Raw genomic sequence first — 11,791 nt, forward strand, 5'->3', positions numbered from 1 at the left:
AATGGCATTAGTTTTATGTCACTAAAAATTTCTTTTTTTCAAAAAAAAGAACAGTAGTCGTATAAACGACTACTGTTCTTTAAAGATATTAAACTGTGTAACGCTCATCTTCTAAAATTTTCGCAGCGATTTCACGCTTCTTCGGAATTACGTTAAGTGGTGTGTGACGAGTTAATTTACGTAATGATGATAACATCATGCGTAGCATGTCGCCATTTTCAACTGCGATAAGTGTTTCTTTCGCATGTGCTTCGATTTCGTTGAATGCTTCTTGGCAGAATACTTCAGTGTATAACACTTTTTGTTTATTCTTTTCAAGACCAGTCGTTTTAATTGCTTTTTCTGTACGAAGAACAGCTGACTCCATTGCGTATAGGTTACTTACGATGTCAGCGATATTCACAAGAATTTCTTGCTCTTTATCTAATGCTTTACCGTATTTTTGAGCAGCTAATCCAGCTACCATTAAGCCAATTTTCTTCGCATTAGTTACTAAATACTTTTGAAGTGCTAATGGCTCATCGCCTACTTCTTCTGGCATCATCATCATTAACTCTTCTTGTAATTTTTGTGCTTTTTGAAGAAGTGGTAATTCACCTTTCATCGCTTTACGTAAGAACGTACCTGGTACGATTAGACGGTTAATTTCGTTCGTTCCTTCGAAAATACGGTTAATACGAGAATCGCGGTACATTCTTTCAATCTCGTACTCTGCCATAAATCCGTAACCACCGTGAATTTGAACACCTTCATCTACTGTATAGTCTAGTACTTCAGAACCGAATACTTTATTTAAAGAGCACTCGATTGCATATTCAGCGATAGAAGCTGCTACTGCTTTACCATCTTTTACTTCTTCTTCAGATAATGTGCTCATGCGGCTTTCGAATAAGCCTACTGTACGATATACAGAGCTTTCAGCTGCATATGTTTTTGCTGCCATATTCGCAAGTTTCTCTTGAATTAATGGGAAGCGAGCGATTGGTTGTTTGAACTGTTGACGTTGGTTTGCATATTGTGCTGAAATTTCTACTGCACGTTTCGCAGATCCAACTGTACCAACACCTAATTTATAACGACCGATATTTAAAATGTTGAATGCGATAATATGACCTTTACCGATTTCACCAAGTAAGTTTTCTTTCGGTACTAACGCATCTTCCAAAATTAACGTACGAGTTGAAGAACATTTAATACCCATTTTCTTTTCTTCTGGGCTTGTAGATACACCAGCATAGTCTTTCTCTACGATAAATGCTGAGAAATGCTCTCCATCAATTTTTGCATATACAACAAATACGTCAGCGAATGCAGAGTTTGTAATCCACTGTTTTTCACCGTTTAATACGTAATGTGTACCTTCTGCGTTTAAACGTGCCGTTGTTTTTGCACCTAATGCGTCAGATCCTGAACCTGGCTCTGTTAATGCGTATGCAGCTAATTTTTCACCAGTTGCAAGTAATGGTAAATACTTTTTCTTTTGCTCTTCGTTACCGAATAATACGATTGGTAAAGATCCGATACCTACGTGAGCACCGTGAGTAATTGCAAAGCCACCAGCGCGAGAGAATTTCTCTGCGATTAACGCTGAGCTTACTTTATCAAGACCAATTCCGCCGTACTCTTCTGGTACATCAGCGCCTAATAAACCAAGTTCCCCAGCTTCTTTTAAAAGACGAACAGAACGATCAAACTCATGTTGCTCTAAATATTCAAGCTCTGGAAGAACTTCATTTACGATAAAGTCCTCTGTCGTTTTTGCAATCATTTTATGCTCAGATGAAAAATCTTCTGGCGTAAACACTTGATCAATCGTAATCTCATCTACTAAAAAGCTACCGCCTTTAACCGCATTTCCTACTGTTTTTTCCATGAAAATTTCCTCCTTCATATTTTCATAAGCCGCTTCTCTCATTTTGAAAGAAGCTGGCTCTCCCGTTTATTTTTTATAAACCTTTGTTGCTTCCATTCTTTGCATTGGCAGCGTCTCGTTGTGAGCAAGCCGCTTCCACTTTTTTTATAGTAATTCAAACACTCCCGCTGCTCCCATTCCGCCGCCGATACACATTGTTACAATACCGAATTGTTCGTTGCGGCGTTTCATTTCGTGAATAAGAGATAGCGTTAGTTTTGCTCCTGTACAGCCAAGTGGATGTCCAAGTGCGATTGCACCGCCGTTTACGTTTACTTTTTCTTCATCTAAACCAAGTTCACGAATAACTTGGATTGATTGCGAAGCGAATGCTTCATTTAGTTCGAATAAGCCAATATCAGATAGCTCTAAGCCAGCTAGTTTTAACGCTTTTGGAATTGCAGCGATTGGGCCGATTCCCATTACTTCTGGTGGTACGCCAGCTACTGCAAATGAACGGAATTTCGCAAGTGGCTTCATGCCGTCGCTCACTGCTTTTTCACGATCCATTAATAGTACAGATGCTGCACCGTCACTCATTTGTGAAGAGTTACCAGCTGTTACAGAACCGCGAACGTTAAATGCTGGACGTAATTTACCTAAAATGTCTAGCGTCGTTTCTGCTCTTACACCTTCGTCTTGTGCGAAAATGATTGTTTCTTCTTGCAGTTTGTTATTTGATCCAACAGTACGTAACGTCACATCTACAGATACTGTTTCATCAGCGAAGTTACCTGCAGCTAATGCTTTCGCAGCGCGTTGATGACTTCTTACTGCAAATGCATCTTGCTCTTCACGAGAAATTCCATATTTCACAGCAACTTGCTCTGCTGTATGTCCCATACCCATATAATATTCTGGAGCCGCTTCTACAAGGCGACTATTTGGACGAACAACGTGTCCCATCATTGGAACTAAACTCATTGATTCCGCTCCGCCTGATAATACCGCTTCCGAATGACCAAGCATAATGCGCTCTGCTCCGTAAGCGATACTTTGTAAACCTGAAGAACAGTAACGGTTAATTGTAATAGCTGGAACATCGTAAGAAAGTCCTGCTAATCCGCCGATATTACGAGCCATATTTAAACCTTGCTCTGCTTCTGGCATCGCACAACCGAAAATTAAATCATCGATTGGTCCTTCATAATTCGCACGCTTTAACGTTTCCTTTACTACTAACGCCCCTAGATCGTCAGGACGAACTGTTTTTAATGAACCCCTCTTTGCTTTTCCAATTGGTGTTCTTGCTCCCGCAACAATGACAGCTTCTCTCATGAACGATATCTCCCCTCGTTATTAGTTACGTAATGGCTTTCCTTTTACAAGCATGTGCTGCATTCTTGCTTGTGATTTCATCTCACTTACTAAGCTAATAAATGCTTCACGTTCTACATCTAATAAATACTGCTCATCAACTTCTGTTCCATACGGTACTTTTCCGCCCGCAATGACATATGCAAGTTTCTTCGCAATGTGAAGATCGTACTCTGAAATGTAACCAGATAAGTGCATTGCTTCTGCACCAAGTGCAAGAGTTGCATATCCTGTTTCACCAACAACCGGAATCTTTTTACGAATCGGTGCTTTATAACCAGCTTCATATAGAGCAAGTGCTTTCTGTTTCGCATCGTATAGTAAGTGATCACCATTCACACTAATACCATCTTTATCACCTAAGAAGTTATGAGAAACTGCTTCTTGTCCTGAAGTTGAAACTTTCGCCATTGCGACTGTTTCAAACACTTTATTTGCAACTTTTTGCAGGTCAAACTCTACGCCGTTTGCCATTTTATTTAAGTGTTTAATGTATAGCTCTTTATTACCGCCTCCGCCAGGGATTAAGCCAACACCAACTTCTACTAAGCCCATATACGTTTCACTAGAAGCTTGAATGCTCGCTGCTGGTAAGCAAACTTCTGTACCTCCGCCAAGCGTCATACCATATGGCGCTGCTACAACTGGCTTAGAAGAGTACTTAATTTTCGTCATTGCATCTTGGAAGTTTTTCACAACCCACTCAATTTCAAAGTAGTTGTCGTCTTGTGCTTCCATTAAGATCATTGCTAAGTTTGCACCAACGCAGAAGTTCTTCGATTGGTTACCGATAACAAGACCTTTATAATTCTTTTCTACTTCATCAACAGCGTAGTTAATCATTTGCGTAATATCCATACCGATTGCATTGCTCTTCGAATGGAATTCTAAGCAAAGGATACCGTCACCTAAATCGATTAAGCTCGCTCCGCTATTTTTCTTTAATACACCATTTTTCGCTTTTAATTGTTTAAGAGAAATTGCCTTTTTATTACGTTCAATTAGCTTATATTCGCCATTATCGTAATAGTAGCTATCTCCGTTATCATGTTTGTAGAAAGTAGTGAAACCTTTCTCTAACATTTCTTTCACCCAAGTCGGAACAACTGCGCCGTTTTCTTCCATCTTTTGAACGGACTTTTCAACGCCGATTGCATCCCAAACCTCAAACGGTCCTTGCTCCCAGCCGAAGCCCCACTTCATCGCTTGGTCAATTGCAACGATATCGTCAGCAATTTCTTTATGAAGTTTTGCAGAGTATAAAAGAGTTGGTGTGATGATATTCCATAACAACTCTCCTGCGCGGTCTTTCGCGTATACAAGCGCTTTCAATTTATTCGATAAACCTTTTTCTTGTTTACTTAACTCCACCGATGCAGCTTTTAATTTTTTACGAGCTTCGTACTCCATCGTTTCTGGATTTAATTCTAAAATTTCTTTTCCTTGTTTTAAGAAGAAGCCTTGACCTGTTTTGCTTCCAAGCCATTTTTTATCAAGCATGTCATGCATGAAAGCTGGTACTTTAAATACATCGCGCTCTTCTTCTTGTACGTTTTCATATACGTTATTTGCAACGTGTACAAATGTATCTAAACCGACAACATCTAATGTACGGAACGTTGCGCTCTTCGGACGACCAATAAGTGGGCCTGTTACTGAATCAACTTCCCCAATACTATAGCCGCGTTTTACCATCTCTTGAAGAGTTACTAATAAACCGTACGTACCAATGCGGTTTCCAATAAAGTTTGGTGTGTCTTTTGCGATAACAACGCCTTTTCCAAGAACGTCTTCGCCAAATAGTTTCATGAAGCTTAATACTTGTGGATCAGTTTCTTTCGTCGGTATTACCTCTAGAAGTTTTAAATATCGTGGTGGGTTAAAAAAGTGTGTGCCTAAGAAGTGTTTCTGGAAGTCGTCTGAACGACCTTCTGCCATTTTTTCAACTGAAATGCCTGACGTATTCGAGCTTACGATAGAACCCGGTTTACGAACAGCATCTACTTTTTCAAATAGTTTCTTTTTAATATCTAAGTTTTCAACTACTACTTCAATAATCCAATCTACATCAGCTAGACGCTCAAGGTCATCTTCTAAGTTACCTGCTTCAATCAGTGCTAAATTTCCTTTCACTGTCAGAGGAGCTGGTTTTTGCTTTAATAGTTTTTGTAGTGCCGTATTACTAAAACGATTTCTCACACTTTTATGTTCTAATGTAAGTCCCTTCGCTTCTTCTTCTTTCGTAAGCGCAGGTGGTACAATATCAAGCAATAATGTCGGAATACCAATATTAGCTAAGTGTGCCGCAATTCCTGAACCCATTACGCCTGACCCTAGAACAGCAGCCTTTTTAATTTGGAACATCCAATTCTCCCCCTATTCTTGAATGAATGCTCATTCAATTTTTCGACATAAGTCGCAATCAATGAGTGAGCCTCTACTAATAAATATATGATACTGTTTAAATTTTCGCAATATATTTATTGATAAAATTTTCTGAAATAAATATTTTTCTTTTATTTGCCCATGCTATATATGTATTTTCTTCACTAAAATACACTTTCCCTTTTTATAATCTGACGAAACTGGAGGAATATATATGGCAAAAATTAAGAAGAACCCTTCAAAGGCTGGAATTAGCGCAGCAAGTGTGACAGGAAACGCTGGCCCAACTGATCGAGGCGTAGAAAAAGGACGTCAAGGTAATAACCAACAATATAAGAAGCATAATATGGGCGAAAAATAACGCTATATTTTTGGGCAGAGAACGTGGCATAATGGGTAATGGCTGCTTTTTCTGCCCAATTTATTTGTAACAAATGAGGGAATTATAATGAAACGAACAATAGTTATGATTGTAATGATTGCCACACTATTTACAGGGATGATTTTCTTCTCTTACGCACAAAGACAACAAGCTGTAAGAGCCGATCAACCTAGCATCACTGGGCAATACGCAATCACAATCGATGCAGACACAGGTGAAATTTTGTATGGAAAACGAGAAGACGAACGCTCTTATCCGGCTAGTATAGCCAAAATGATGACAACCCTTCTTTTACTAGAGAATGTAAAAGAGGATGAGGAAATTACAGTTACAGAAAACGCAATTAAAACAGAAAGTCAAAGTAAGAAAATTAAACTTCGTGCTGGGGAAAAGTTAAAACGTGATGAAGCATTAAAACTGATGCTTATCATTAGTGCAGATCCAATAGCTGAATCCATCGCAGAACATATCGCAGGATCAAAAAATGAATTTGTAAAAATGATGAATGCTAGAGCGAAGGAACTTGGTACAAAGCATGCGACTTTCAAAAACGCAAGTGGTGCTGATGCACTAGGAAACAAAGTATCACCATATGACATTGCTATGATTACGAAAGAAGCATTAAAGTACCCAGTTGTTTTAGAATATATGAATTCAACGCGTACAACTCTACATACTTCAGAACGCTCTCCACAAATCGCAAACTATGGACGAGAAGAACTATATGACGATCCATATGCAATTGGAAGTAAAAGCGGCCTATCAGCACTCGGAAAATATACAGTCGTAACAGTGGATGAGAAAGACGGTAAACGCGTCATTAATGTTGTATTATCTTCTACTCGCAAGCAACTGTATCCTGATACAAAGAAAATGGCACATTACGCATTTCAGCAATTAAAATAACCAAGGAGTATTTTCTCCTTGGTTATTTTTTAACCATACCTTTTAATACGAACGCAACGTTTGCTGGACGCTCTGCTAGACGACGCATGAAGTAGCCATACCAGTCGTTTCCGTAAGGTACGTAAACACGCATTTTGTAACCTTCTTTTACTAGCTCGAGTTGACGCTCATTACGAATACCATATAACATCTGGAATTCAAATTGATCCCTTGGAATGTTGTGTTCTTCGGCAAGTTTTTTCGTATATTCAATAATCGCTTCGTCATGTGAAGCAATTGCAGTATAATTTCCATTTAACAAGTGCATTTTAATAATTTTTTTATAATTGTCATCTACATCTTTCTTGTCCGGGAACGCCACTTCTTCAGGTTCTTTATAAGCTCCTTTTACAAGACGTAAATTAGGATTATAAGCATTTAAGTCCTCAATATCTTTTTCTGTACGATATAGGTAAGCTTGAATAACAGTACCAATATTATCGTACTCAGATTTTAACTGTTTAAAGATATCAATTGTCTTTCCGCAGCGTGTATAATCTTCCATATCAATTGTAACGAACACACCATTTTCTTTTGCAGCTTCTAAAATGCGGCGCATATTGTTCATTACGATTTCATCAGAGATATCTAATCCCATAGAAGTCATCTTTAAAGAAAGTTGCGAATCAAGACCTTCTCTTCCAATTGCACGGATTGCTTCAATCGATTGGTTAGCCATTTCATTTGCTTCCGCTTCATTATCAACGAATTCCCCTAAATAATCGATTGTTACACAAAGTCCTTGCTTGTTCAATGCCTGAATAGCTGCTGTCGCTAATTCAATTGTCTCCCCTGCGACAAAGCGACCTGCACCAAAGCGTAAACCGTACTTTTTAGCCAGTTTTGTTAGCGCTTTATTTTTAGATAAGAAAAGAAACGAATTTCGCATTAATTGTTCCATGTAATTCACCCCTATGACTTGATTTATCTGTTTTTTACCCCTCTTCAAAATTATATCATTGTTTAAAATTATTGGATACAAATAATTATTTAGATAATTTATAAAATACTATAAAAACATTTAAAACCCTATATTCTCGCTTATAAATATGCCTGAAATATTTTTCGACATTTAGAAAAATGGAGTTTACTAGGCACAAAATAGGCATGTCGAAAATATTCGACATGCCTATAAAACCCTTTATATTCCATGTAAATTATATGAGGATATTAATACAGAAAACTTGAGATTATATTTACCCCAAGTTTTTTTATTGCTCATTTCTCTTTTCTTCATTCAGCCTTTTAATATCTGTAATTAACTGTACCATCTCTTCTTTCGCATCGGGATACGTCTCATTCCAATGCTTCACTAAAGCCGGCATCGTCTTCGCTATGTAAGAATACAGTGCCCACTTCTGTACCTGTTCTTTTCTCTCTTCATTGCTCTCTCCAAGTAATAGTTCCGTGTATTTCTCTAACAACCCGTCAAATTGTTCGTTAAATTTTTCACTCATCTTATCTACCTCCTATATGAAAAAAGCAGCGAAGATCGCTGCTTTTCCTTATAATTTTGATCGAACAGAGTTTAATTTCTTCTCCATTGTGCTTACTTTATCACGACGATCATCGATACGAATTGTTGTTGCAACGCGCTGTGCACCTTTCGTATATGGAACTTCATGCATTTGTTGAATTACTTCTAGAATGACAGGAAGATCTCCTTCAATAACTGTATTCATTGGTGTTAATTGATACTTCACGCGATCTGCATTTTTCTCTAGCACCTTTTGTACTTCTGCTACATATTCACTAACACTTGGATTACCTGTTCCTACTGGAATAATCGATACGTCAACAATTGCCATAGTAGTCTTCCTCCTATAATTGCTTCTTATATATCCATTGTCTATTTTACCGAAATACTCATCATTTTACTAATTTGTTATTCCTCTATTTTAAACTGCTCAACCAATCTTTCCAAGTCTCTCATATGCTCCGTCAAGCTTTCCATCGTATGAGCCACCTTTTCTAGATGATTCACTTGTGATTCAGTTGCAGCATTTACTTCTTCCGAAACAGCTGCACTTTCTTGACTCGTACCAGCAATTGTATGCATGACCGCTGTAATTTCTCCTTGCTCGTGACCGATGTTATGTACCTCTTCTACAATTTGTTCCACTGAAGTACTAATTGTATTTACAACTGACATAATGGTACGGAATTCCGCCTCTGCCTCTGTCGTAACATTATTTTGTATATCCGCAATGTCTTTCAATTTACTTACAACTTCTACAACTCGTCTTACCTCTACTTGTACATCACCAATCATCGTCGCAATTTCTACTGTTGCTTCTTTTGATTGTTCCGCTAATTTTCGAACCTCTTCAGCAACAACAGCAAAGCCTTTACCCTGTTCACCCGCACGTGCTGCCTCGATTGAAGCATTTAAAGCAAGTAAATTTGTTTGATCCGAAATACCTTTTATAAGCTCTACAACATTTTGAATCGATCCAACTCTTTGCTCTAACTTTCCGGATGCTTCCTCTGTATGAACGACAATTGAAGATGATTGTTCTCTTGTACGAACTAAATTTCGCATCGTATTCAATCCTTGCTTAGATGCCTCTTCTGCTTTACCAGCTACTCCTTTTATTTCACCAACGGAGCTATTCATTTGTTCCACTGACTGTATCATATTCTCAAGCTGCTCTGAAACTTCATCTACACTATTAGCAAGCGTAGAAGCTCCTCCGCTCACATCATCCATTGCCCCTGACACTTCTCTACTAGCTGCTACAGTTTCATTCGTTAAATAATGTAGATTATTCGTTGATTGTTGCACGGTTGATACACTATTTTTAATTTTGCTTACCATTTCATTCATTTGCTCAACCATATGATTAAAATGGTTCGTCAGTTCTCCAACTTCATCCTTACTTGTCACTTTCATTTGCAACGTTAAATCACCTTCTGCTACTTTTTGAACGTGATTCGTTAATAGTTGCAGTGGTCTTGCTAATCTTCTTGAGAACAAGTATGAAGCTATGATCGCAACGAATAGGCTAATACATGCCATTATAATGACTGTATTTCTCATACTATTTAATAGCCCATCAATCGTTTCTTTCGGATAAAAAATTCCTATCTTCCATTTCATCAAATCAAATGACTGACTATATGCAACTACATCTTCACCTTTTAATGTAGTGACAGCATATTTTGTTACATCTTTATTTAAACTCTTCACAAGTGGCTCTTTCGAAACATCTTTCCCGATTTTCTCTGGGTAAACAAGAGCCATATTTTTATCATTTATAATAAACATTTCCCCGCCGTTATTGTATTGAATATTATGAAGTAATTTCTGAATTGTTCCGAGCGATACATCCATCGCCACAACACCTAATACAGATCCATCTTGAGCTGTAATTGCTTTAGAAACTCCCACACTTAGCTTACCTGTTGCAATTTCATACATAGGTTGTCCCCAGTGAACCTTTTTCACATCAGCTTCTGAGTCTTTATACCAAGGTCTTGTCGTTGGGTCATATCCTTCTGGCACTTGTCCACCTTCAGCAAGATTGGCACTTAATGTTTTTTTATCTTTCGTACCAATATATAAGTCTAAAATGCCAGGATGATTCTTTTTATACTCCGAAAACTCTTTCGTCAAAAATGCTTCCTCTTCTGGAGTAACTCCGTCTTGAAGCATATTACGAATCATCTCACTGTTCGCATAATACCCCATATCTTCATCCGTTCTTTGAACAAATGTCGTAAGTTGCTCTGTCACAAGATCCATCGTATTTTGAGAATACTGGTCTAAGGAGCGCACTTCCTTTTCTTTCTGTAATTGATACATAGCTGTACCTAATATTACGAACATCATAGAAATAAGCACCGAAAATACTACCGCAATTTTTAAACGTAAACTTCTCAACATCTTCCCCCAAGCATCCCCTTCGTATTGAATTCAAATCTTATTAATCATTATATTAAGTATAATGGATAAAATTAAAAAATTGAAATTAATTCTCACCTTAATACAATTAGAAAACTGACTACCACTTGTGCAAAAACAAATAGTTCATTATCCTTAAAATATAATCTCATTCGTTCGGAGGTAACTATGTTACAAAAATTCGGTTTCTCACAATATGAAAGCCAAGCCTACGAAGTTGTCGTATCAAGCAACGAGCCATTAGATGCTACAACGATTGTAAAGCATTCTGGCGTTCCAAAAGCAAAAATATATGAAGTGCTAGCACGCCTGATCGATAAAGGAATGGTAATGGATTCTGTTTCAGAGAAGAAAAAGATGTATACAGCATTACCACTCAAGCTAGCAATTGAAAAATTAACGACAGAATTCCAATCCAATATTAAAGAATTAGAGACAACTATATCGAAAAAATCATTTACAGATGACCGTGTGTGGAGCTTAAAAATGCAATCTTCTATTCGCGTTCAAAGTAAAGAACTTATCGAAAGTGCAAAAGAATCGATTCGCATTTCAGCTTGGAACGATACTCTTTTAGAATATCTTCCGTTATTAGAAGAAAAAGCAAAACAAGGCGTCAAAACTGAGTCCCTTATCGTTGGAAAAGTAGAAACAGAATTAGAAAACATGCATTTTCTAATTCCAGCCGAAGAGCCTAACGCGTTAGAGCGATACTTACTGCTCATCGTTGACGACCGCGAAATTTTATTTGCTGGTGTAGAGCAAGAGTCATGGCAAGCAATGAAAACAATGTCACAACCTTTCGTGAAGTTCTTTACAGAATTTTTCTATCATGACGTTGCACTTGCAAAGATTACCCAGAAGCACCATGACCTCTTTATGGAAGATGAGGAAATTAAGAGTTTGTTGATGAAGTTGAGATACTAAAAAAACGCCTCTATTACAA

General features: G+C 37.8%; 10 protein-coding genes. 3 read left to right on the plus strand and 7 right to left on the minus strand.

The genetic code is table 11. The features are described 5' to 3' along the window. Nucleotides 1-88 precede the first annotated feature (88 nt). The 3 genes from AC2CGR_RS20030 to AC2CGR_RS20040 form a co-directional block, all read right to left on the minus strand. Nucleotides 89-1,873 (minus strand): acyl-CoA dehydrogenase family protein, encoded by a 1,785-nt coding sequence (locus AC2CGR_RS20030; protein WP_087968596.1) that lies wholly within the window; start codon nt 1,871-1,873, stop codon nt 89-91. Nucleotides 1,874-2,017: 144 nt separating this feature from the next. Continuing rightward, nucleotides 2,018-3,190, minus strand: coding sequence for an acetyl-CoA C-acetyltransferase (locus AC2CGR_RS20035; protein WP_001206342.1), 1,173 nt, complete (start codon nt 3,188-3,190; stop codon nt 2,018-2,020). 21 nt (nt 3,191-3,211) lie between these two features. Next, entirely contained in the window at nt 3,212-5,593 is a 2,382-nt protein-coding gene (locus AC2CGR_RS20040) for a 3-hydroxyacyl-CoA dehydrogenase/enoyl-CoA hydratase family protein (protein ID WP_098321003.1), read from the minus strand. A 235-nt stretch (nt 5,594-5,828) separates the two neighbouring features. Between AC2CGR_RS20040 and AC2CGR_RS20045 the strand changes: the two genes are divergently transcribed. Together AC2CGR_RS20045 and AC2CGR_RS20050 are read left to right on the plus strand one after the other, a co-directional pair. Next, the gene (locus AC2CGR_RS20045; protein WP_087968598.1) at nt 5,829-5,975 is read left to right on the plus strand and encodes a YuzL family protein; all 147 of its coding nucleotides are present in this window, start codon (nt 5,829-5,831) and stop codon (nt 5,973-5,975) included. Nucleotides 5,976-6,062: 87 nt separating this feature from the next. Then, nucleotides 6,063-6,902 (plus strand): D-alanyl-D-alanine carboxypeptidase family protein, encoded by an 840-nt coding sequence (locus tag AC2CGR_RS20050; RefSeq protein ID WP_087968599.1) that lies wholly within the window; start codon nt 6,063-6,065, stop codon nt 6,900-6,902. A gap of 22 nt (nt 6,903-6,924) precedes the next feature. On the opposite strand, the gene AC2CGR_RS20055 is transcribed toward AC2CGR_RS20050, so the two are convergent. The 4 genes from AC2CGR_RS20055 to AC2CGR_RS20070 all read right to left on the minus strand — a co-directional run bounded on the left by AC2CGR_RS20055 (nt 6,925) and on the right by AC2CGR_RS20070 (nt 10,827). Next, the gene (locus tag AC2CGR_RS20055) at nt 6,925-7,842 is read right to left on the minus strand and encodes a proline dehydrogenase family protein (RefSeq protein WP_000436780.1); all 918 of its coding nucleotides are present in this window, start codon (nt 7,840-7,842) and stop codon (nt 6,925-6,927) included. A gap of 310 nt (nt 7,843-8,152) precedes the next feature. Then, complete coding sequence (locus AC2CGR_RS20060) at nt 8,153-8,398, minus strand: YusU family protein (protein WP_001290594.1); 246 nt, start codon at nt 8,396-8,398, stop codon at nt 8,153-8,155. 48 nt (nt 8,399-8,446) lie between these two features. After that, nucleotides 8,447-8,749 (minus strand): MTH1187 family thiamine-binding protein, encoded by a 303-nt coding sequence (locus AC2CGR_RS20065; RefSeq protein WP_001018862.1) that lies wholly within the window; start codon nt 8,747-8,749, stop codon nt 8,447-8,449. 77 nt (nt 8,750-8,826) lie between these two features. Next, nucleotides 8,827-10,827, minus strand: a complete 2,001-nt coding sequence (locus AC2CGR_RS20070) for a methyl-accepting chemotaxis protein (RefSeq protein ID WP_131100992.1) — start codon at nt 10,825-10,827, stop codon at nt 8,827-8,829. Between the two features lie 186 nt (nt 10,828-11,013). Here AC2CGR_RS20070 and AC2CGR_RS20075 point away from each other — a divergent pair, with 186 nt between their 5' ends. Further along, nucleotides 11,014-11,772: a TrmB family transcriptional regulator gene (locus tag AC2CGR_RS20075; protein WP_029440590.1), complete on the plus strand. Its 759-nt coding sequence runs from the start codon at nt 11,014-11,016 to the stop codon at nt 11,770-11,772. The last annotated feature ends 19 nt before the right edge of the window (nt 11,773-11,791 follow it).

The organism is Bacillus sp. LSHTCR4, assembly GCF_057197025.1.